This window comes from Rhizobium sp. BR 315, from assembly GCF_050577975.1.
Classification (GTDB): domain Bacteria; phylum Pseudomonadota; class Alphaproteobacteria; order Rhizobiales; family Rhizobiaceae; genus Rhizobium; species Rhizobium miluonense.
In genome coordinates this window covers 1-22152 of sequence record NZ_JARWKZ010000027.1, presented here as the reverse complement: position 1 = coordinate 22152, position 22152 = coordinate 1, and the positions used below count along the sequence as shown (strand labels likewise).

The window sequence follows — 22152 nt, the reverse complement described above, 5'->3', positions numbered from 1 at the left end:
TCCGCATCAGCGCGGGCAAGCCACTCAGTCGACCGACACTTCCCAGAGGCGAGCGTTCGATTGCCAGACCGGCCGGCCCTTCAGCGTCTTGGCAGCGCCCCAGACATCGACCATGTCGTAGAGGAAGATGCCTGGGATATTCTTCAGCATGAGTTCGTGGAACTCGTCGAAAATCTTCTGCCGCTTGGTCTGATCGGCCTCGACATAGGCAGCCTTCATCAGCTCGATCGCCTTCGGGTCATCCCACATCAGCGAGGCGTTCTTGTCCTTGTCTCCGACATAGAAGGAGTACATCAGCGCCGGATCGAGGCGTGGCGCAACCGACTGCGAAATGATCTGATAGTTGCCGGAGCGGCGGCGATCGACCTGGGTCGCGTAGTCGAGCACCTCGATCTGCACGTTGAGGCCGATCTGCTGCAGCATGGCCTGCGCCATCACGGCGACCGGAAAGCTCGGCACATTGCCGCGCTTGTTGGCGATGATCGAGATCGGCTCGCCCTTGTAGCCTGCGGCAGCAAGTTCCTTCTTGGCTGCTTCCAGATCATAGGGCAGACGCTTCTTCTGGGTTGCGTCGAAATAGACGGAATCCTGCGACACCATCGAACCATTGGCCTCACCCGTTCCGTTGGATGCGGCACCGACGAGTTCATCGAGATCGAGCGCCATCGCCATGGCGCGACGCACGCCCGGCTTGCTCAGCACCTTATCGCGCGTCTGAATGTAGAACAGGTTCTTACCGTTGTTGCGCGCCACGATGAGCTGCATCTTCGGGTTCGATTTGATTTCCGGGATGAGATCGGGCGAAAGTTCGGCCGTGTCGAGCACGCCCGATTCCAGACCGGCTTTCACGGTCGAAGGATCGGGAATGACCATGAACTTGATGCCGTCGGCAAGCGGCCGCTTGGAACCGACCATGCCGTCCGGCTTGCCGTCATTTGCCGGCGAGAGGTAATCGGCGAATTTCTTCAGGTGAATATATTCGCCCTTCTTCCATTCGTCCCACATGAAGGGACCGGTGCCGATGGGCTTGATAAAGCTGCCGTCTGCGGCAACGGAATCGGGCGAGATCATCCCGGTATAACCGCATTCCGGACGCGACATCAGGCCGAGGAAAACGGCTGATGGTTTTTCAAGCTTGATTTCGACCGTCGATGCGTCGACCGCCTTGACTTCAGTGACATGCGCAGCACCGCCGGCTGCAAAATCGGACAGGCAAGTCCATTTCGTCTCAGGCTTCAGATAGCGTGTCCAGTTCCACACCACATCGTCTGCCGTCAGCAGCTTGCCATTATGGAATTTGACATCGGTCCTGAGCTTGAACGTATAGGCAAGCCCGTCGGCGGAAGTCTCGAAGCTCTTGGCGAGCAGCGGCTTCACCTCGCCCGCGTTATTGTAGCCGACAAGCCCTTCAACGATGTGCAGGATCACGCCGTCGGTATTGCCGTCGCGGTTTACGCCGGGATTGTTGCTGCGCAGGTCCGAACTCTGCGCAATGGTGATATCGCGCGCTGCCGCGACATTTGCCAATGCAAGCAGGGCCGTGCCCGCGAGAAGAAACTTTTTCACTGTTCTACCCTCTTATCTGTCGTTGATCGTTATGACGCAAATCCATCCCAGCAAGCGCGCGACAGCCTGCCGATCGTCTCCAAGGCGATCGTATATCCCGGCGTACCGTCCGGCATGGCAAGCGGCACCTCATCGGTATAGGCGGAGATGATGTAGAACGGCGCGCCGTCACGGTAGACGATGCCGGCATTCATGCGACCGCGCTTGCCGGTGCCGCCCTTGTGGGCGACGACGGTACCGAACGGCAGTCGGGACGGGATCGCATAGCGCAGGATCTGGTTCTTCAGCGTCTGCAGTGCATAGGCGCAGAATTCTGCCGAGACGCCAAGCTTCTCCCGCATTGCCGCCGAGTTCTGCGCGTCGAGGATCATTTGCAAAAGCGTGGCCTGGTCGCGCGCCGTGGTCGTCGTCACCGACTTCAGTGCGTGATCCGGGGGCAGGGCCAGCGGCGGGATAAGGAACCGGTGGTGCGTGCCGGCAAGACCGATCGACTTGCAATAGGTGTCGACCTCTTCCAGCGTCAGGCGTTCGAACACCATCTTGGTACAGACATTGTCGCTGAGCACCATCATGCCAGTAACGGCATCACGCAGCGAAATGACGATGCCAGGGGTCAGATAGCGGAACATGCCGCTTGCCACTTCCTCGGCAAAGCGCGCTTCATAGGTGACCGGCTCGTCAAGATCGAGTCGACCTTCCTGCGCCGCCTTCAATGCCGCCATCATGATCGAGGTCTTGCGGGTGCTCGCCGAGGGAGTTTCTTCGTCGGCGCCGCGTTCGATCGTCTCGTCGGTCAAAAGGTTGCGAACGACGAAGCGGGTTACGAAGGGCTGCGCGTCGCAGATTTCTGCGAGCCGTTCGGCAACCGAAGCGGAATTGGGAAGACTTGCCACATCAATTCTCCAGGCGCCATTTGAGTGTGACGCCACCCTTTTCATTCAGGTCGAGGGCGGGAATGGCCGAAAGGAGCCGGCGCGTATAGGCCTCCTTCGGACTGTCGAAAATCGTATCGCGGTCACCTTCCTCGATGATGCGCCCGTCCTGCATGACGACGACGCGGTCGGCGACCTGTTCGACGACACCGAGATCGTGGCTGATGAACAGGCACGAGAAACCGTAGCGCTTCTGCAGGTTGGAGAAGAGCTCCAGGACCTGGGCCCTGACCGTCACGTCGAGCGCTGAGACTGGTTCGTCGGCAATGAGAAAACGGGGGCGTCGGGCGATGGCGCGGGCGATCGCCACACGCTGGCGCTGGCCGCCCGACAGCTCATGCGGGTAGCGGTGCGTGTAGTCGCCGCCGAGACCGACCTCTTCCAGCGTTTCCAGCGCCCGCTTACGCTTGGCATCGCTATCGAGATCCGGCACGAGCCTGAGCGCCTCCTCGACCAGCGCCTGGATCGTCATGCGCGGATCGAGCGAGGAATAGGGATCCTGAAACACCATCTGGCAGTTCAGGCGATAGTCGCGCCAGTCTTCATCGCGTGACCGACCCTGAAAGCGAATGTTGCCTCCGCTCTCCTTGACCAGACCGGCAATGGTTCGGCCGAGCGTCGTCTTTCCGGAACCCGATCCCCCGACCAGAGCGACAACTTCGCCTTCATGGATATCGACGCTGACGCCATGCAGCGCGCGCTTCGGGCTGCCCCTCTTGAGCAGCGACTTGCGGCTGGCATAATCGACCACGATGTCGCGGGCGGAGACCATTGGCGCTCGCGAAGTATCGATGCGGCGGGTCCCGGCGCGAAAAGGCAGCGAGGACAGGAGTTTCTTCGTATAGGGATGCTGCGGCGCCTCCAGCAGATCTTCTGTCCGCCCCTCCTCGACGACCGCGCCCTTTTCCATCACGACGATACGGTTCGTATATCGCGCCACCATCGGCAGATCGTGACTGATCAGCAGAACGGCCGTTCCTTCGGCCCGCGTCAATTCGACCATAAGCTCCATCACATCGCGCTGGATGACGGCATCGAGCGCCGTGGTCGGCTCATCGGCGATCAGAAGCGCCGGCTTCAGGAGCATGACGGAGGCGAGCATGATGCGCTGGCGCATGCCGCCGGAAAACTCGTGCGGATAGGAGGTGAGCGCCCCTTCCGGATCGCGGATCCCGACGCGCTTCAGCATATCGATGATGCGGACACGGCGCTCATCGGGCGAGAGCCTGGTGTGCAGAACAAGCCCCTCCTCCAGCTGCCGCCCAATCATCATCGACGGATTGAGTGAGGTCATCGGCTCCTGAAAGACGACGCCGATCTCCGCACCGCGCAACTCACGAAGCTCCCGGCCCTTCATCGACAGCACGTCGCGTCCCTTGTAAGTCACGGACCCGCTGACAACGCCGATCGCCTGCGGCAAGAGCGATATCAGCGCGCGGGTCGCCAGCGTCTTGCCGGAGCCGCTCTCGCCGACGATACCGAAGATCTCGCCCGCCGCGATATCGAAACTGACGTCTTTGACCACCCTGTGGCCGGATCTTACGACCTCGAGCGAAAGGTCGCGGACGCTGAGAAGAATGCTCCCTGCTGTTTCGGATGTCATTTCAGACCTCTCATGCGCGGATCGAGCCTGTCACGGAGGGCATCGCCCAGAAGATTGATGCCAAGCAGCGTCAACGCGATGCAGAGGCCGGGGAAAAGGCCAAGCCAGACGGCCTGCTGGATGAGCGGCCGGCCGGCGGCCAGCATATTGCCCCAGGTCGGCGCCGGCGGTGGCACGCCGAGACCAAGGAAGGACAACGCGCTTTCAGACAGAATGGCCCAACCGAACATGGAGGTCGCCAGCACCGTTATCGGCGCAAGGCAGTTGGGCAAAACATGGCGAAACATCGTGTAGAGCTCGCCATTGCCCATCACCCGCGAGGCTTCGATGAATTCGCGCTCGCGCAGGGAAAGAACAGCGCCGCGGACGACACGCGCCATGGACGGCGTATAGGCAATGCCGAGAGCGAAGATGATGCCGTATTGATTGGCACCGAAGACTGCGAGCAGGCCGAGCGCCAGGAGAATGCCCGGAAAGGCGAGCAGCGCATTGTTGACCGCCATGATCACGCCGTCTGCCCAGCCTCGAGCATAGCCGCTGACAAGCCCGATGAGGGTGCCGCAGACGGTTGCCAGGAAGACCGTAAGTGCCCCGATCCAGACGCTCGCGCGCGCCCCGACCATCAACCGGCTCAGCACATCCCGACCGAACTCGTCGGTTCCGAGCGGATGGACGGCGCTTGGTGCGGCAAGCCGCGCAGTGAAGGAGAGCTTTGTCGGATCGAATGGCGTCCAGAACAGTCCGACAGCGGCAGTGATAAGCAGGATGGCGACGAGAATGCCGCCGACCAGCCCGTTGAAAGCAAGCTTCTTCATTCGGCAACCACACGCGGATCAAAGAGAGGATAGAGAAGGTCGACGACGAGGTTAACCAGGACATAGGAGAGCGACACGAACAGCAGGCAGCCCTGAATGACCGGATAGTCGCGCGCGAAAATGCTGTCGACCATCAAGCGGCCCAGGCCGGGGATGGTGAACACCGTCTCGATCACGGCGATGCCGCCGAGCAGGTTGCCGAGGATGAGGCCGATCATCGTCCAGGTCGGACCGAAGGCATTCTTGAAGGCGTGGCGCCAAAGGACTGCGCTTTCCGAAAGCCCCTTGGCCCGTGCATGGATAATGTAGTCGAGACGCAGCACTTCCAGCGTCGACGCACGCGCCATGCGGATCAACACGCCCATCTCGTGAATGACAAGCGTCATGACCGGCAGCACGAGATAAAGCAGGCCACCCACGACATTATCGCCGATCGAGACGTAGCCCAAAACCGGCAGCCAGCCGAGCTTGAGACCGAAGAAAAGCAGGAGCAGCAGCCCGAGCCAGAAGGTGGGAATGGAGAGCAGCACAGTCGCGGTTCCGACCAGAGCCAAATCCGTCAAACCGTTCTGGCGCCATGCCGCAATCAGCCCGGCCGGAACGGCGAGCAAGCTGGCTAAGAAAACCGCGACGACGACAATCTCGGCGCTGACGAGAAAGCGCGATGCGACAAGCGGCAGAACGGATTCGCCGTTGACGATCGATTTGCCGAAATCGCCCAGCAGCACGTTGCCGGCCCAGATTACGAATTGCTGCGGCATCGACTTGTCGAGACCGAGTTCGGTCCGCATCGCAGCGATCTGATCGGGCTGCGCCATGTCGCCAAGCATCAGCGCGGCGGGATCGCCCGGAATGAAACGAATCAGCGCAAATACGGTCACGGCAACAAGCGCGATCGTCGGAAGCGCCATCACCAGGCGACTCAGGATAAATCTCAGCATTAGTTCCCCACGATTGGTGGCCGCTTTTCCTCGACCGCCATCGACTTCATTGCGCGAGACTATGACGGATTGCGGAAAGTGGCGCAATATTATGCGATTTTGTCATACACTTATGCAAAGTCTGGAGCATTCACGGTCTCAATTTCGAGCGGTAGAAAACACCGTCGGCGTCCCTATCGGTCCTTCTGGGAAAGCTGGATCTGCCTTTTCAGCGCGTCGCTCAGAGCCTGGGCGGCAATGGAGAGCGGAACACCGGCTGCCTTGGCCAGCCCGAACGCCTGTGTCGAACGCGGCACGAAGGGACGATGCACGACCGGAAGATGGCGGTAGAGCTTGGCGTAAAAGCTGCTGATGATGGTGACCCCCAGACCATGCGCCACATAGGAACAGGCGGAGCTATTGGTATGGGTTTCGATCTTGACCATCTGCTTCACCCCGGCCCGCGTGAACGCCTGATCGAGTGCCATGCGGTTCGGCCTCTGCCGCCCGATCAGAATGAGCGGTATGTTTCGCAAGTTCTTGACGGTGATTTCGTCGAGTTCTGCCAGCGGATGATCCTTGGGGACGACGCAGACGCTTTCACCGGTGGCAATCTTTTCGATGTCGATGCCCGGTCCCGTCTCGCCTTCCATCCTTAGAAATCCGAGATCGATGACCCGCTCCTCGACCAGCTTGTTGATCGCCGTCGTCGATTCGAAGAATGTTTCGATGCGCACGCCGGGAAAATCGCGGACGTAGTCGATCAGCATGGCGGGAGCGAAATTCTCCCACATGCTGCTCGGTAGTCCGATCCGGACGATTTCCGGCCCGGATGCGCCGTTGCGCAGATCTTCGGCATGGCCGGCCATGCGCTCGACGGCGAGAAGCACATTTTCTGCATCCCGCGCCAGAACCGCCGCTTCCGGTGTTGCGATCAGCCGCCCACGGTCACGGACGAAGAGCGTGATGGCAAGATCGCTTTCCAGCTGCTGCAACATGCGGCTCACGCCCGATTGGCTGAGCCCCATGGCTTTTGCCGCCGCGATGGTCGAGCCGGTGGCGAGAAGCGTGCGAAGCACTTCCAGTTGCTTGATATTCATCAGCCGTTCCCCCCGATGGCCAATCGGCGCTGTTGTGAAGGAAGAGGCCAGCCGCCTTCGCCAAAGGATGCGTTTCACCGCAGACGAGGCAGTAGATCACCGGCGATTCCGGCTCAAACGCAGCGGCAGGCCTGTATATTGCCGCGCGATGAGATCGTCCAGAGCCACTCAGCTCTGGATAGCAGCCTGAGCCAGGCACGCCGACAAGGCTGCTCTTTTCGACCCAGCCTGACATCAATTTCTGACCGACTCAGGCTTGAATAAATAGGAATCCTATGTATATTGAAATCATGGAAACACCGAAGAACCCAGTGTCGATCGACTACCGCATCCGCGAGGGCCTAGCCCGCATTGCGATGGCGATGCGTCTCGACGATTGGAATAAAGCCAAAGGAATGGGCCTGAACCCGACGCAACTGGCAATCCTCAGCTTGTTGCTGGGACGTGAAGCGGGGCTCGGCGTGAAGGATATTGCCGCACATCTTGGGGTGTCGCAGCCAACGGCGACGGATTCGATCAACGCACTGGAGCGTAAAGGTTATCTCGAAAAGCAACCCGGTCAATCCGACCGACGGGCCGTGATCGTCGCGCTGACGGCCGAGGGCCTGGCCGCCGCAAGGGTTGAGGACAGTGAACCTGGCCTTGCCGAGCAGGCTCTTAAGGCGCTGGACGGCGGCGAGCAGGAGGCCTTGCTCCTCACCCTCGTGAAGATGATCCGGCAATTGCAGGAAGCAGGCGAAATTCCCGTCCAGCGCATGTGCCTGACCTGCCGATATTTCGCTCCTTTCATGCATGCCGATGCGGCCCGGCCTCATCACTGTCATTTCGTGAACGCGCCCTTCGGCCAGCGTGAGCTCCGTGTCGATTGCCGCGATCATCAACAAGCCGATCCCACATCCCGGGCTGCCACCTGGGAAACGTTCCAAGCGGGATAAACCAACCCTCCAGGCAAAACGAAAGGAAGATCTCCCTATGTTCAGAGCATTCATAGCCGGCACGCTTGTCGCCGGAACGGCCTTGCTGTGCCATGCGCCGGCGAACGCGCACCCGGTGAAGGCCGAGCCGAACCAGGCTGTCCAGGCATCCTTCGATATCATCGAGACGAAAATCACGACCAAGGGCGACACCGCCGTCTTTTCGACGCGGGTGCGCGGCGAGGCCGGCAAGGACAAGCCCGATGCCGCCGGCAAGTTCGAAGGTTCCAGCGTCTACGCCTATGTCTGGCCGACCAGCCTCGACAGCGGCGAGATTGGCTTCGACCAAAAGCAGGGTATCGTGGCGCTGGCCGTCACCTTCCATCCGGATTTCGACGACGCCGCCAGCGGCGGCAAGAACCGCCACATCTGGCATCCGCACTGGGTCGTCTTGGCCAAGGACAAGGCCTGCGGCGGCGGGCTCAAGGTCGTGGACATTCCGGCGGGCGCGAAGCCCAAGGTTCCGAAGACATGGCCGGGCGTGCCGCTGTTGATCGATAGTCCGGAATATCCGACGACCTTCACGGGCGACACGGTCAATGTCGAAATCCCGCTTTCGCTGATCGGCGCCATCAAGGGTGCCTCCTTCGACGGCGTCGCCGCGGGCCTCAAGGTCAACGGCAACCTGCATGCGCCGCTCTTATGCGTCGACAACGTCTTCAAGGTCGCTTCCGGAAGCCTCAGCCTTCCCGGCAAGGTCGAGCCGGCCAAGTGATCTTGTCGCGCCGGTTCGCCAACTGCCATCGGCGAACCGGCATATTCTCCCCTCCAGGCTAATAGAGAGAAAGAACATGAGCAGAATTACCCTTATTGATCCCAGCAATGCAACAGGAGCGGTCGAAAGGCACTTTGGCCAGATCAAATCCGCCTTCCGCACCGTGCCAAACGTGTGGTTGTAGTCTATCCATCAGCGCGGCAAATGTTCCGGTGAAATGAAAGACTTGCATCGGCCAATGAAATAACATTGAGCGCAGACTGAGACCTACGCCTTCATACAGGCGTATAAATGCAATTTTGTTGCAGAAAGCGCTTTAGACATGACCGAAAAGCCGAAACATGGCTCCGCCGAGCTGGACCGGCTGGACCTGAAGATTCTCGACGTTCTGCAGCGCGACAACAAGACGCCGCAGCGAACCATTGCAGAGATGATCCATCTCTCCGCGCCAGCCGTTCAGCGCCGCATCAAGCGCATGGAGGAGTTTGGCGTCATCCAGGCCAATGTCGCACTCGTCGATCCCGCGAAGGTCGATCAATCGATCACGCTCTTCGTCGAAGTGGAGATGGAAAGCGAGCGGGCGGAGCTTTACGAGGCCGCCAAACGCTCCTTCTCCGCGGCACCGGAGGTGCAGCAATGCTACTATGTCACCGGCGAAGCTGATTTCATCCTGATCATCATCGTGCGCACCATGCCGGACTATGAGGCGCTGACGCGAAAGCTGTTCTTCGGCAACAACAACGTGAAGCGCTTCCGGACTTTCGTCTCCATGGAACGCGTCAAGGTGGGACTGAGCGTTCCCTTGGAGTGAGATCGCATTTCCGCTTGCGAGATGCGCACTGCGCCGCGAACCAAAAGTCAGCCAGACCAGCCAGAAACGAGACAAAATTGCATCGAAATCACTGAAATACAGCGCCTCTCTCGCCTCTCTTGAAATATTGTTCAATCAGATGTCCGGACCGAGGAGATGCCGATGCGTGCCACGCCCTATCTGACGAACGCCATGCCGGCATACCGGCAGCCTCTGGATGCGCGCGATGCTGAAACACTTGGCCTTGCAGCGGCAGACCGGGTGGCGCAAGTTCTTGCGCTCCGCGAAAACAATGATGCAACGCCGCTTCATGCCCTTCCCGGCCTTGCCGAGGAACTGGGGCTCGGCTCGTTGCATGTCAAAGACGAGGGCTTTCGCCTGGGGCTGGGTTCGTTCAAGGCGCTGGGCGGTGCGTACGCACTGATGATCCTGGTGCAGGAAGAAGCCGAGCGCCGCCTTAAACGCAAGGTCACTATCGACGAGCTTATGTCGGAGGAGGTCCGCGCCATCGCCGCCACCATGACTTTCGCCTGCGCAACCGACGGCAACCACGGCCGCTCTGTTGCCCAGGGCGCTGCGCTCATGGGCGCACGCGCCGTGATCTTCGTCCATTCCGGCGTCAGCGATGCGCGCGTTCAGGCCATCGCGCGCTTCGGCGCTGAAATGGTGCGGATCGACGGCAATTATGACTTTTCCGTAGCCGAGGCGGCGCGCGTCGCCACTGAGCAGGGCTGGACGATTCTCTCCGACACCTCCTGGCCCGGCTACGAATACGTCCCCGGTCTCGTTACGCAGGGCTACACGGCGATGGTGCGAGAGATCTGTGCCGCGCTACCGCAACCACCAACCCACGTCTTCCTGCAAGCCGGCGTCGGCGGTTTTGCCGCTGCCGTTGCCGGACATACGGCAATCGCACTCGGCGACAAACGCCCCCATGTTACGGTGGTTGAACCGGCCCGTGCCGCCTGCCTCTATGAAAGCGTCAAGGCCGGCCATACGGTCAAGGTGGAAGAGACAGAGCCGACCGTCATGGCAATGCTGGAATGCTACGAGCCCTCGATCGTCGCCTTCCGCATCCTCGAACGGGTGGCTGATGGCTTCATGACCGTCGATGAAGATAGCGCGCCGGAAGTGATGCGCCTGCTGGCCTTGCCCGTTGCGGGCGACCCGCCCGTGGTTGCAGGGGAAAGTGGGGGCGCGGGTCTGGCCGGCGTCCTGACGGTCCTTCGTGATCAAGAGCTTGCGGCAAAGATTGGCCTCAACTCGCAGGCGCGGGTTCTCGTCGTCAACACCGAGGGCGCCACAGACCCTGCACTTTACGAGAGCATTGTCGGACATAGCGCGGAAGCCGTCCTGAAAGGAGCCCCGTATGACGATCGCAATTGACGCTGCACGTCTGCTCGCCCGTCTCAAGGAGCTTGGAGCCACCGGACGCGACGAAGCCGGCCGCCTTTGCCGCATTGCCGCTTCCGATGCCGACCGCGCGGGACGCAATCTCCTCTGCGGCTGGCTGAGGCAAGCGGGACTGAGGATCGAGATCGACCGTATCGGCAATATCTACGGCATCTGGGAGCCGGACGGGGTCTCTGGCAATCCCATGGTTATGGGATCACACATCGATACAGTTATTGATGCCGGCATCTACGATGGCTGCTACGGCGTCTTATCGGGCCTTGCCGTCATAGAGGCCATGCAACAGGCTGGCCTGCGCCCTTCGCGCCCGCTGACGGTCGTCGCCTTTACCAATGAAGAAGGGGTGCGCTACGCACCTGATATGATGGGCAGCCTCGTCGCCGCTGGCGGCCTTGCGACGGACGATGCGCTTGCCATTGTTGGCACCGACGGCACGACACTCGGTGCGGAACTGCACCGCATCGGCTATGCAGGAAGCCGCGAACCGGGCTTTCTCAAGCCCCATGCCTATGTCGAGTTGCATGTCGAGCAAGGGCCGATCCTCGAGGCCGAAGGCCAGCCGATCGGCGCTGTCGAAAATCTCCAGGGTATTTCCTGGCAGAAGGTGACCATCGGCGGCATGGCAAACCACGCAGGCACCACGCCCATGGTGATGCGCCGCGACGCAGGCGTCGCCGCCGCACAGACGCTTGCCTTTCTCGACAGGCTTGCCCGAGATACGCAAGGCGCGGTCGCGACCGTCGGCACCATCCGCTTCGAACCCAATGCGATCAACGTCATTCCGTCGAGCGCAATCTTCACTGTCGATCTCCGCAATCCCGATGAGGAGCGGCTCAAAGGCCAGGAAGTTGCCCTCGATACTTTCTTGAATGGGCTGCGCAGCGAAGGCTTCGAGGTGACGACCGAGCGCCTGGCCCGCTTCCAACCGGTGACCTTTGCGCCGGAAATCGTCGCCGCTATCGAGACATCCGCGGCTGAACGCCAGCTCGTGTGCCGGCGCATGACGTCGGGGGCCGGTCACGACGCGCAGATGATCGCCCGTATCGCTCCCGCCGCCATGATCTTCGTACCCTCAAAGGGCGGCGTCAGCCACAATCCGGCCGAATACACCGCCGACGCCGATCTGATTGCAGGCGCCAACGTGCTCCTCGACGTTGCAAGGAAACTCAGCCGATGACCGACCTCAAAAACCTTCACGCGCAGATGACCGAGTGGCGACGTGATCTTCATCGCCATCCGGAGTTCGGCTTCGAGGAAAACCGGACCGCAGCCTTCGTCGCCGAAACCCTGCGAGCTTTTGGCATCGATGTTGCGGAAGGTGTCGGCGGCACCGGCGTCGTCGGGACACTACGGCGCGGAACGTCGAACCGCGCGATCGCGCTGCGGGCCGACATGGATGCTCTGCGCATCACCGAAGCCACAGGCGCGGCCTGGACTTCGACCAAGCCCGGCACCATGCATGCCTGCGGGCATGACGGACACACGGCGATGCTGCTCGGCGCCGCGCAACTCCTCGCCGAAGAAGGCGGCTTTGACGGAACGGTCCGCTTTCTGTTCCAACCCGCCGAAGAATGGGGCCAGGGCGCACGCGCCATGCTGGACGACGGCCTGATGGAGCGCTTCCCGTTCGACGAAGTCTATGGCCTCCATAATATGCCCGGCCTGCCGGTCGGACATTTCGAGACGCGGGCCGGTGCGATCATGTCGGCGGAAGACATTTTCGAGATCACGCTGAAGGGCAAGGGCGGCCACGCCTCCCGGCCGGACTGGGGACGCGAGGTCATGGTCCCGGCCTGTTCGCTGGTCCTCGAGTTGCAGACGATTGTCGCCCGCCGCCTGAGCCCCGCGGAAATCGCCGTCGTTTCAGTCACGGAACTGCTGACGGACGGAACGCGCAATGCCTTGCCGAGCAAGGCTCGCGTCTTGGGGGACTGCAGGAGTTTCCATCCCGAGGTCTCGGCGCGCATCGAGGCGGAAATGCGCCGGATCGCACGGGGCGTCGCCGAAGGGCATGGCGTGGAGGTCGAAGTGGAATACACAAGGGAATTTGTTCCGACGATCAATGACGCCAGCCTTGCCGCCGAGATGATGGCCGCAGTCAGCTCGATCTCGCAGGCGGTGGCAACCCGCCCGGAACCGATGACCGGCTCCGAGGACTTCGCGCGGTTCCTCGCCCACGCTCCCGGTTGCTACGCATTCATCGGCAACGGCGAAAACTGCCCGCCCCTCCACAATCCCGGCTATGACTTCAACGACGCAGCCTTGATCCACGGCGCGCAAGTGCACGCCGCAACCGTGAGACGCCGCCTGCCGATGCGGTAGCAGAGCCGAGCCCTGCTGATCCGCCGCTTCCTCGAGATCCAGCACAGCTGGCGCCTCGCCAAGACGCACGGCCGTGTCGAGGCCAACTCCCCGCATCTCGTGAAAAATTCGCGCTGGCCGGCAACTACGTCACCTTCATCTGTGAACCGGATGCCGCCGCTTACGATCGCTGATGAAAAAACCTGCCTCAGATCATCCGCGCACCGGATCGCCCCAATAGCTTTTTTTGCAACAGAGCTTTTTCATCTTCCATGCGCGCCGTCGACATCTGGCGGCGCGCATGGAAATGCTTAATAACTATCCGTCAGGCGATATGCGCCAAACAGTCCATGAGGGGAGAGACTACGAAATGACACTTTCCAGAACTCTTAAATCCGCCCTGTTGGGCGTAGCCGCATTGGGTCTGACTGCGCCGGCCTTGGCCGACCAGCTTTCCGACGTGAAGGCTGCGGGCAAGATCACCACGGCAACCGACATGCACTACGCGCCGTTCGACATGTTGGTGGACGGCAACTATCAGGGCATGACGAAGGACCTCTTCGATGGCGTGGCCAAGCAGATCGGCGCAGAGCCTGTCTATCAGGACATTCCCTGGACCGCCGAACTGCCCGGCCTCGAGGTCAAAAAGTTCGACATCGTGATCGCTCCGGTGACCATCACGCCTGAGCGCCTGCAGCGCTACGCCTTCAGCCTGCCGATCGCCGACGCGACGGTCGCGCTGGTCCATGCCGCCGGCAACACCAGCCTGAAGAAGCCCGAGGACATCAAGGGCAAGACAGTCGGCGTCCAGCAGGGCACCGCGCAGTTCAAGCAGCTGCAGGCCTTTGGCGAAAAGCTGGGCGGCGTGACCGTCAAGGAATACGGCACCACCGACGAGGCCTATGCCGATCTCGCTGCCGGCCGCCTCGACGCCGTCGCCGGCTCGCTGCCGAACCTCGCCTATCTGGTGAAGGCCCGTCCGGAGACCTTCGCCCTGTTCGAGCCCGCGACCTTCGGCCAGCCGACCTATTTCGCTTGGGTTCTGCGCAAGGACAAGGATAGCGAAAGCTATGTCAAGGCCATCAACGACGCGCTGCTGAAGATGACGGATGACGGCCGCGTCAAGGCCATCCAGGAGAAGTGGCTGGGCACCTACACCGCGCTGCCGCGCGAAGTCCCGACCAAGTAACGACATGCCGCGGGCGGGAGCGATCCCGCCCGCGCGCCCCGGCCAAACGGAACCTTGATGTTCTCTATCTCGACTTTTGTAGGCAGCTTCGGGCCGCTCTTCTGGGCGGCGCGCTATACGCTGCTCGTTTCTCTGCTGGGCATTGGGCTCGGGCTGGTCATTGGCGCGCTCATCTGCGCCGCCGGCCTCTCGCGTTCGGTTTGGCTGCGCCGTTTCGCGGCGCTTTGGGTCAGTTTCCTGCGCGGCGTTCCGCTGCTCGTGCAGCTTCTGCTTTGCTATTATCTTTTGCCCGTCATCGGCATCAACGTACCGGCCATGGTCGCCGCCGTGGTCACGGTCGGCATCTGTTCCAGCGCCTATGTTTCCGAAATCTGGCGCGGCGCCATCATGGCCCTACCGCCAGGGCAGTCCGAGGCGGCCACCGCCATCGGCATGGGGCCGCGCGACATCTGGACCCGGATCATCCTGCCGCAGGCAGTCAAGATCTCGCTGCCGGCACTGGTCAATGAGATGATCCTGCTGGTCAAGGCATCCTCGCTGGTCTCCGTGGTCGGCATACTCGAGGTGACGCGCGCCAGCCAGGCGCAGGCCGGGACGACCTTCCGCCCGCTCGAGGTCTATCTCGCGGCGGCTTGCATCTACCTGGTCATCAACCTCTGCCTCGCGGCATTGGGGCGCTATCTCGAACACAGGATGACCGTGTAATGGACTTGAGCATCCTGTTGCAATATTGGCCGATCCTGCTGAACGGCTTCAGCCTCACCATCCTATGCTGGGCGCTGGGCACCATCTTCAGCATGGCACTGGGGCTGGCCATCGCGCTGATACAGCGCTACGGACCGCGCCCGCTCGGCTGGCTGATCCAGGCCTATATCGAGATCATCCGCGGGACGCCCTTCCTGGTGCAGCTCTTCGTGCTCTATTACGGCGGCCCGCTGCTCGGGCTGCGGCTGGAAGCGCTACCCGCCGGACTGCTGGGATTGACCATCTACGGCAGCCCGTATTTCGCGGAAATCTTCCGCTCGGGCTTCAACGCCGTGCCGCTGGGCCAGCTCGAGGCAGCCCGTGCAATCGGCATGTCGGAGCCGAACATCGTGCGGCGGATCCTGCTGCCGCTCGGCCTCGTCTCGGCGCTGCCGGCTCTCGTCAACTTCTCGATCATTCTGACCAAGGAAACGGTGATTTTGTCGATCATCACCGTGCCGGAGCTGATGTATTCGGTGCAGCGCATGTCCACCGAGACGTTCCGCTACCTCGAGGCAAACCTGGTGCTGGCGCTGTTCTTCTGGGCGCTGGTCGAAATCATCTCGCGCTTTGGTCGACTGCTGGAAGCGCGCATCACGAAACATCTGATCGAAAGGACGTAAGATGCTTGCCGCGTCATCCGTCGAGATCCGCAAGATCAATAAGTATTACGGCCCTTTCCAGGCGTTGAAGGACGTGGATCTCTCTATCCCGCCGGGCAAGGTCACCTGCCTGATCGGGCCGTCGGGCTCGGGCAAGTCCACGCTGCTGCGCTGCATCAACTTCCTCGAGGAATATGATTCCGGCGAGATCACCATCGACGGGCAGTTGATCGGCTACGTTGCTCCAGGTGGTGCCAGGATGCCGGGGCGCAAGCTGCGCGAAATGCGCCGTTCTATCGGCATGGTGTTCCAGCAGTTCAACCTCTGGCCGCACATGACTGCGCTGCAGAACGTGGCCGAAGGGCTGATGCGCGTGCGTGGCCTTCCGAAATCCGAAGCCGAGGGGCGTGCCGCCGAGGCGTTGAAGAAGGTCGGGCTCAGCGACAAGATGGCCAACCACCCCTCGCGCCTGTCGGGCGGCCAGCAGCAGCGCGTGGCGATTGCCCGCGCGATTGCGATGGAGCCGCGCCTGATGCTGTTCGACGAACCGACCTCGGCGCTCGACCCGGAGCTGGTGGGCGAGGTGCTGAGCGTCATGAAGACCCTCGCCTCCGAAGGCATGACCATGGTCGTCGTCACCCATGAAATGGGCTTCGCCGCACATGTCGCCGATCAGGTCGCCTTCATGGAAAAGGGCGTGCTGGTCGGGGTCGACGCCCCTTCCCGGATACTGCATCAACCCGAGGACGCACGCATACAGGCCTTCCTGCGCACGTATCACGAACGCAACAGCTTCTGAGCAAGGTTTACGATCGGCCGACGCCGATCCGCTATGGACATCGCTTGGCGGACCGGCACGCCGACTGAGCTTTTCGCTATACGTTCAGCACCGGCATGGAAGCGTGACACCGGAGCGTAAAGTCGGCGGCTGCCAGGTACCCATTCTCGCGTGAACATCAGCCAGGATGCCGGCAGCACTATAGCTGCCGCCGCAGGCCGGTGACGTTCTGAAGATCATTTTCCCTCCGCCCGTTGCAGCTTGAGGGTAAAGATCGCAGCGATGGCGGCGGCGATGGCACTCGCGGTGATCGGGCCGAGATAGGTGCCCGTGCGGTCGAAGACGAAGCCGGCTAGGGTGGGGCCGAGCAGTGCGGCGATTCCGACGCCGGTGTAAAGATAGCCAAGCAAGGCGCCGATATTCGGCGTACCGAAAAGTTCGGCGGCGACGGCTGGATAAAGACCGACGCATCCGCCGTAGGCGGCGCCGAAAATAACGGCGAAGATGGCGAGCATCACGAAATTGGCGGCAAAGGCCCAGAGGATAAAGGAACCTGCTACCACGGCGGTGAGAAGCGCAAGCAAGCGCACCGAGCCGATGCGGTCACCGAAACCTGCGAGGACGAAGCGTCCAAACACATTGCCTACGCCGATCAGCGCAATCAGCGCGGTTCCTGAGTCGAGTGACAGTCCGAGGTCGTGTGCTGCCGGCACAATGTGAACATAGGGGATGAAGATGCAGAAGGAACCAAGGACGATCACGAGATAGAAAAGAGGGAAACCAGGCTTGCTCCAGGCAGTCAATGGACTGAGGAGCGCGGGCGGCAATGCATTCGCTCCGCTGTTGGCCAGACGTCGGCGAACCAGCATCATGGCTGGAGGACCTATTACGGCGATCACCGCCGCGAGCATCAGAAAAGAGCCACGCCAGCCGATCACCGGGATGAGCTTGGCGACGGCGAAAGGCAGCAGCAGCGTGCCGAGCCCGAGGCCGGCCGTAGCGATGCCGGAAGCTTTCGCGCGTTTTGTCTGGAACCACGATTGGACGGCACCGATCACCGGTACATAGGAAAGTCCTATGCCGAGGCCAACACCGACCCCGTAAGCGATATAAAGTCCGAGGAGAGAAGTCGCCTGACTGGCAACGACATAGCCCGCGGCCATTGCGATGAGACCTGCAGCAACGAGCCGGCGGGTAGACCAACGATCGGCAAGTGGGCCGGCAATGGCGCCCAGCGCGTAAAAGAGAAATGCGGCGATCGAGAAGACAAGCGCGATCTCGCCTCGCGATGCATTGAACTCAGCCGACAAACCCGGAAACAAGGCAGAGAAAGCGTAGGCGGAGCCGAAGGTAATGGCCGTAATAGCGTGCGCTCCGCCAACAACCCGCCAGCCATGTCGAGAGTCGAGAGCGTCTTCGTTGGATTGCAGCATGTATGAACTCCGATGATCATGCGTATTTCGCAGTAACCTGGAAGCCGGTTGGCAAAACGCGTGCTCTATGCATGTCTAGCATCGCCGATGATGTATATACATATACACATCAAGGTAAGATGCTCGTCAAGCGCGAAAACCGGTCTTGTCAGATGAAGGCAGGCAATATCGGCTGCTGCAGCAACGACCGTATATTTGGACCAGCGCGGTAGAGAGAATGTTAGCGCCGTGATCTCCCGAGCCGATACCGTTTAAAGCCTTCCCGATCAGAAGCTCGCTTCCTGGGGAGCCCTCGCATTCGCCTGTCGCTGCAGATGGCGGGCTGCGAAATCCATGAAAGCTCGGACCCTTGCCGAGACCATGTGCCCCTCGCCGTGCACGAGATGAATCGGCACCGGCTCCCGCTCGTATTCTGCCAGAACGATCTTCAGTCTGCCCGCCTTCACGTCATCCGCCACCTGATAGGACTGGAACCGCGACAACCCGACGCCCGCGACCGCAGCCGCAATCGCTGTGTCATTCGTATTGCAGATCAGGGAAGCGTTGATCGGAACACGAATATTGTGAGCTCTTCCAAATAGCCATTCCGCCTGGCCGAATAGACCGTCGCGACCGATGAATTTATGGTGCCGCAAATCTTCTGGAGTTTGCGGCTCGCCAAAAGTGGCAAGATAGTCCGGGGATCCGCAAATTACCTGCCTGATGGAGCCAACGCGACGAGCGATCAACCCTGAATCGGGCAGCGCTGCGATACGAACGGCGATATCCAAGCCCTCCTCGACCAGATTGGTCACTCTGTCGACGAAAATGGTTTTGACCTGCATGTTCGGATGGAGCCGAAGGAAATCGAGAATGACCGGAAGCACGTGAATTCGCCCGAAAAGCACCGGGGCGGTCACCGTCAGCACCCCAGCCGGCTGGGTGTAGCTCCCGGCTGCATTGGCTTCCGCTTCGCTAATCTCGGCAAGGATTCGCCGGCAGTCAGCCGCATATCCTTCGCCGGCCGAAGTTAGCTTCATCGAACGGGTTGTTCGCACCAGAAGACGGGTGCCGATACTATCTTCCAATTGGGCGACTGCGCGGGTCACCGATGGCGCGCTCATATGCAACATCTTGGCAGCGGGTGCAAAGCCGCCACTCTCCACGACCTGCGCAAAAATGCGCATTGCCTGTAACCGGTCCATGCGAACAACCTCATTCCTATTATTTCAGATTATGAAATGGTCACCTGCTTATTTCAATGGTTATCGTCAAGCCTGTTAACAGTCATGATGCCTTCAATCATTTCTCAGGAGGCAGGCATGAAGCTCTACTACCACCCACTTTCCGGTCATTCGCATCGCGCCCGACTGTTTTTGTCGCTGCTTGGAGTCGAGCATGAACTTGTGATGGTCGATCTTCTGGTCAAGGCACACAAGCAACCGGATTTTCTTGCGCTCAATCCCTTTGGGCAGTTGCCTGTTCTCGATGACGAGGGAACGATTGTCTCGGACTCCAATGCCATTCTTGTCTATATCGCCAAAAAGATGGGACGGACCGACTGGTTGCCCGAAGATCCGATTGGCAGCGCAGCCGTTCAGCGCTGGCTGTCTGTCGCGGCTGGCCAGATCGCCTATGGCCCGGCGATGGCACGCCTGATCAATGTCTTTAACGCGCCGCTTCGCGCTGAAGAAGTCATTCCGCGTGCCCATGCCATCCTGACGCTAATCGAGGCTGCTCTCAGTGGCCGCGACTGGGTCGCCACACATAGACCGACAATCGCCGATGTCGCGCTTTACAGCTATTTGGCCCGCGCGCCGGAGGGAGATGTCGACTTGGCGCCGTATCCGCACATCCGCGCCTGGCTTGCGCGAGTAGAGGCGCTGCCAGGTTTCATCGAATTCCAGAAGACACCGGTCGGGTTGGCGGCATGACAGACTTATCGACAAGTGACACCTCTTCCCTACCCTCTCCTTGGCATGATGGCGAAATCCGTTTGCAACGATCGGTCGGTGTCGAAGCACGCATGAACGAGATCGGCCGGAAAGTGATCCGCGATCACTTGATCGACCAGCATCGCGAATTCTATCCGCTCCTGCCCATGGTCGTCCTCGGCGCGGTCGATGCAAAGGGCGATGCCTGGGCGACGCTGCGCGCCGGACGCCCTGGCTTTCTATACACGGATGATCCGTATCGGCTCAATGCCACTCTTGTCAGAGAGATAGCCGACCCTGCCGAAGCGGGAATGGAGGATGGCCAAGAAATCGCAGTTCTTGGCATCGATCTAAGCACGCGCCGCCGGAACCGGCTGAATGGTACGTTACATCGACGCGCCGATGGATTTGATCTGATGGTCGGTGAGAGCTTCGGCAATTGTCCGAAGTATATCCAGACCAGAGACGTCCGTTTCACCCGGGAGCCAACGCAGGTAACGATCGCTCCGCCGCATCTCAGTTCGACGCTCGACAACACTGCACGTACTCTCATCGAACAGGCCGACACTTTCTTTGTGGCATCCTACTTCGAAGATCACGGCAAACGGCGCGTCGACGTCTCCCATCGCGGTGGGCAAGCTGGCTTCGTGCATGTCGGTGGAGATGGCTCGCTGACAATTCCCGATTTTATTGGGAATCGCTTCTTCAGCACCCTCGGGAACATCGCCGTGAACCAAAAAGCCGGCCTAACATTCGTGGACTTTGCCTCGGGCGGTCTCCTGCAGATGACCGGCGATGCCGAGATTCTGTTCGATCGCGCATCGGACCTCTCCCTTAAGGGTGCCGAACGCTATTGGCGTTTCCGACCGCGACGCGTGATCTGGCGGCCGGATGCCCTCCCGATCCGATATGAAATGACCGAGTGGTCGCCATTCACTCTGGAGACAGGTATTTGGGACCATCCGGATCCGAGATCCTAGGTCGACTGCGGCAACCTGAAAACGCGCTAAACAAGGCTATCGCCGTCTGGGATCGCGCTGAGACGCACTCGCTCAAACATCATCACTCGAAGGCAACGCCGATCAAGACCAGCATGACACCTTTCTGTAGGATCTTGATGTGCCGATGGACCAGGAGAAGGGCCAAGGTTGTGCCTCCGCAATCCCAGGCGGAGGCGATCCTGGTGTGTGTTCGTGTTTGCGTGCGTCTCCGACTACGTTGGCGCCCGTGCCTGCTTTAGAACTTCTTTGCAGCGGCGACTTTTGCGCCGACGGATTTCTGGCCGTCGCCCTCGATGTTGAGGAGGATGCTGGTGTCGAGCATCCAGAAGTTGGCGGTCTGCAGCGTGAAGCCGGCGGTGAGAGCGCCGAAGGCGCCGGAGCCGTCGAGGCCGGAGAAGCCGCCGGTGATGCCGAGCTTCGGCGTCAGCTTGGCGCCGCTTTCGAGCAGGAAGGACCGGGCGATCTCGGCGCCGAGGCTGACGCGGAACTGCTCCTCGTCGAAGCCGTTGATGGTGATGGCATCGCCGGCGCCGTTCTTGACCGTGTAATCCGCGACCGTTTCGGAGAAGTAGATCATCCGCAATTTCGGCGAGATCGTCGTGTCCTCGTCGAGGGTCCACTGCCCGTCGATCGAGGTATCGGCCATCCAGCGCGTCGTCTTGAAGCTGCCGTTCCAGAACTGGGTGTTGATCGTGTTGTTCGAGCCGCCATAGCGCAGGCTGCCGTTCCAGAACACGCCCTTGCCGATCTCGATCGAGGCATAGGGGCCGGCAAGCCAGCCATTGCCCGTCAGTTTGGCATCCTGATCGGCCGGATCCGTCATCCGGTCATAGTGGAACGACAGCCCGATCAAGGCCCGGTCGGAGAGCAGATAGTCCGCCCCCATGTTGATCATGGCAAAGCTGCCCCACTTGCTGGTGCTGTCGTTCCTGTTCTTGTCGTTATGGGTCAGGAAGGCGCCGCCGATCCAGACGTTGAAGGGAGCGGATGCCGCATCCGCATCGCCGCCGGCCGCCCGTATCTGCGACAGGCTGGTCGAGAAGCCGAGCGTCATGCCCTCTTGCGACGGCATCATGCGTGCGGTGATCGGATCGGTCGCCTTGAGCATCTGCCGGCGCTGCAGCAGGCCCGGCACCTCGATCGTGTTGGCGATCATGTTCTGCCGGGCCTGGACGAAGCCATGCACGAGCCCGTCGATATCCTCGGCAACCTTGCCGGCGTCATAGCTGATATTATAGGTGACCGTGCCGGTGTTGGAGGCTCCGAGCGCGCTGACGAGCTTGTAGCCGACGCGGACCTGGCCGGAATAGGCCGGGTTCGGCGTATAGTGCAGTAGTGCAGA

General features: G+C 60.8%; 21 protein-coding genes. 12 read left to right on the top strand and 9 right to left on the bottom strand.

The window, feature by feature from the left end; genetic code table 11:
- Window positions 1-24 precede the first annotated feature (24 nt).
- The 6 genes from QD409_RS22555 to QD409_RS22530 form a co-directional block, all read right to left on the bottom strand.
- Entirely contained in the window at window positions 25-1566 is a 1542-nt protein-coding gene (locus tag QD409_RS22555; RefSeq protein ID WP_092853128.1) for an ABC transporter substrate-binding protein, read from the bottom strand.
- Window positions 1567-1595: 29 nt separating this feature from the next.
- Complete coding sequence (locus tag QD409_RS22550; protein WP_092853130.1) at window positions 1596-2459, bottom strand: serine hydrolase; 864 nt, start codon at window positions 2457-2459, stop codon at window positions 1596-1598.
- Window position 2460: 1 nt separating this feature from the next.
- The gene (locus QD409_RS22545) at window positions 2461-4101 is read right to left on the bottom strand and encodes an ABC transporter ATP-binding protein (RefSeq protein ID WP_092853132.1); all 1641 of its coding nucleotides are present in this window, start codon (window positions 4099-4101) and stop codon (window positions 2461-2463) included.
- Window positions 4098-4916 carry an ABC transporter permease gene (locus tag QD409_RS22540; protein ID WP_092853134.1) on the bottom strand — a complete coding sequence of 273 codons (819 nt, stop codon included), beginning with the start codon at window positions 4914-4916 and terminating at the stop codon, window positions 4098-4100. Before QD409_RS22540 ends, QD409_RS22545 begins: the two co-directional genes overlap by 4 nt.
- Window positions 4913-5857, bottom strand: a complete 945-nt coding sequence (locus tag QD409_RS22535; RefSeq protein ID WP_092853136.1) for an ABC transporter permease — start codon at window positions 5855-5857, stop codon at window positions 4913-4915. Before QD409_RS22535 ends, QD409_RS22540 begins: the two co-directional genes overlap by 4 nt.
- 173 nt (window positions 5858-6030) lie before the next feature.
- A complete protein-coding gene (locus tag QD409_RS22530; protein WP_092853137.1) occupies window positions 6031-6936 on the bottom strand; it encodes a LysR family transcriptional regulator in 906 nt (301 codons plus the stop codon).
- A 311-nt stretch (window positions 6937-7247) separates the two neighbouring features.
- Between QD409_RS22530 and QD409_RS22525 the strand changes: the two genes are divergently transcribed.
- The 10 genes from QD409_RS22525 (at window position 7248) to QD409_RS22480 (ending at window position 16484) form a co-directional block, all read left to right on the top strand.
- Complete coding sequence (locus QD409_RS22525; protein ID WP_430763715.1) at window positions 7248-7871, top strand: MarR family winged helix-turn-helix transcriptional regulator; 624 nt, start codon at window positions 7248-7250, stop codon at window positions 7869-7871.
- Between the two features lie 37 nt (window positions 7872-7908).
- Window positions 7909-8625 (top strand): hypothetical protein, encoded by a 717-nt coding sequence (locus QD409_RS22520; protein WP_092853141.1) that lies wholly within the window; start codon window positions 7909-7911, stop codon window positions 8623-8625.
- Between the two features lie 322 nt (window positions 8626-8947).
- Window positions 8948-9436, top strand: coding sequence for an Lrp/AsnC family transcriptional regulator (locus QD409_RS22515; RefSeq protein ID WP_092853143.1), 489 nt, complete (start codon window positions 8948-8950; stop codon window positions 9434-9436).
- Window positions 9437-9598: 162 nt separating this feature from the next.
- The gene (locus tag QD409_RS22510) at window positions 9599-10822 is read left to right on the top strand and encodes a diaminopropionate ammonia-lyase (protein WP_092853145.1); all 1224 of its coding nucleotides are present in this window, start codon (window positions 9599-9601) and stop codon (window positions 10820-10822) included.
- Window positions 10806-12026: a Zn-dependent hydrolase gene (locus QD409_RS22505; protein ID WP_430763714.1), complete on the top strand. Its 1221-nt coding sequence runs from the start codon at window positions 10806-10808 to the stop codon at window positions 12024-12026. The genes QD409_RS22510 and QD409_RS22505 overlap by 17 nt, the downstream gene beginning before the upstream one ends.
- Window positions 12023-13171 carry a M20 aminoacylase family protein gene (locus tag QD409_RS22500; protein WP_430763713.1) on the top strand — a complete coding sequence of 383 codons (1149 nt, stop codon included), beginning with the start codon at window positions 12023-12025 and terminating at the stop codon, window positions 13169-13171. Before QD409_RS22505 ends, QD409_RS22500 begins: the two co-directional genes overlap by 4 nt.
- A 349-nt stretch (window positions 13172-13520) precedes the next feature.
- Entirely contained in the window at window positions 13521-14339 is an 819-nt protein-coding gene (locus tag QD409_RS22495) for a transporter substrate-binding domain-containing protein (RefSeq protein ID WP_430763712.1), read from the top strand.
- 57 nt (window positions 14340-14396) lie between these two features.
- Window positions 14397-15044, top strand: coding sequence for an amino acid ABC transporter permease (locus QD409_RS22490; protein WP_092853153.1), 648 nt, complete (start codon window positions 14397-14399; stop codon window positions 15042-15044).
- Window positions 15044-15706, top strand: coding sequence for an amino acid ABC transporter permease (locus QD409_RS22485; protein WP_430763711.1), 663 nt, complete (start codon window positions 15044-15046; stop codon window positions 15704-15706). Before QD409_RS22490 ends, QD409_RS22485 begins: the two co-directional genes overlap by 1 nt.
- Before the next feature lies 1 nt (window position 15707).
- On the top strand, window positions 15708-16484 hold the full coding sequence (locus QD409_RS22480; protein ID WP_430763710.1) for an amino acid ABC transporter ATP-binding protein: 777 nt from the start codon (window positions 15708-15710) through the stop codon (window positions 16482-16484).
- A gap of 215 nt (window positions 16485-16699) precedes the next feature.
- On the opposite strand, the gene QD409_RS22475 is transcribed toward QD409_RS22480, so the two are convergent.
- Both QD409_RS22475 and QD409_RS22470 read right to left on the bottom strand, forming a co-directional pair.
- The gene (locus QD409_RS22475; RefSeq protein ID WP_430763709.1) at window positions 16700-17896 is read right to left on the bottom strand and encodes an MFS transporter; all 1197 of its coding nucleotides are present in this window, start codon (window positions 17894-17896) and stop codon (window positions 16700-16702) included.
- Window positions 17897-18162: 266 nt separating this feature from the next.
- Window positions 18163-19080, bottom strand: a complete 918-nt coding sequence (locus QD409_RS22470; protein ID WP_430763708.1) for a LysR family transcriptional regulator — start codon at window positions 19078-19080, stop codon at window positions 18163-18165.
- Window positions 19081-19197: 117 nt separating this feature from the next.
- Here QD409_RS22470 and QD409_RS22465 point away from each other — a divergent pair, with 117 nt between their 5' ends.
- Together QD409_RS22465 and QD409_RS22460 are read left to right on the top strand one after the other, a co-directional pair.
- The gene (locus tag QD409_RS22465; RefSeq protein ID WP_430763707.1) at window positions 19198-19809 is read left to right on the top strand and encodes a glutathione S-transferase family protein; all 612 of its coding nucleotides are present in this window, start codon (window positions 19198-19200) and stop codon (window positions 19807-19809) included.
- Window positions 19806-20789: a pyridoxamine 5'-phosphate oxidase family protein gene (locus QD409_RS22460; RefSeq protein WP_430763706.1), complete on the top strand. Its 984-nt coding sequence runs from the start codon at window positions 19806-19808 to the stop codon at window positions 20787-20789. Before QD409_RS22465 ends, QD409_RS22460 begins: the two co-directional genes overlap by 4 nt.
- A 256-nt stretch (window positions 20790-21045) precedes the next feature.
- On the opposite strand, the gene QD409_RS22455 is transcribed toward QD409_RS22460, so the two are convergent.
- A partial coding sequence (locus QD409_RS22455; RefSeq protein ID WP_430763705.1) for an autotransporter outer membrane beta-barrel domain-containing protein occupies window positions 21046-22152 on the bottom strand: 1107 nt, incomplete at its 5' end.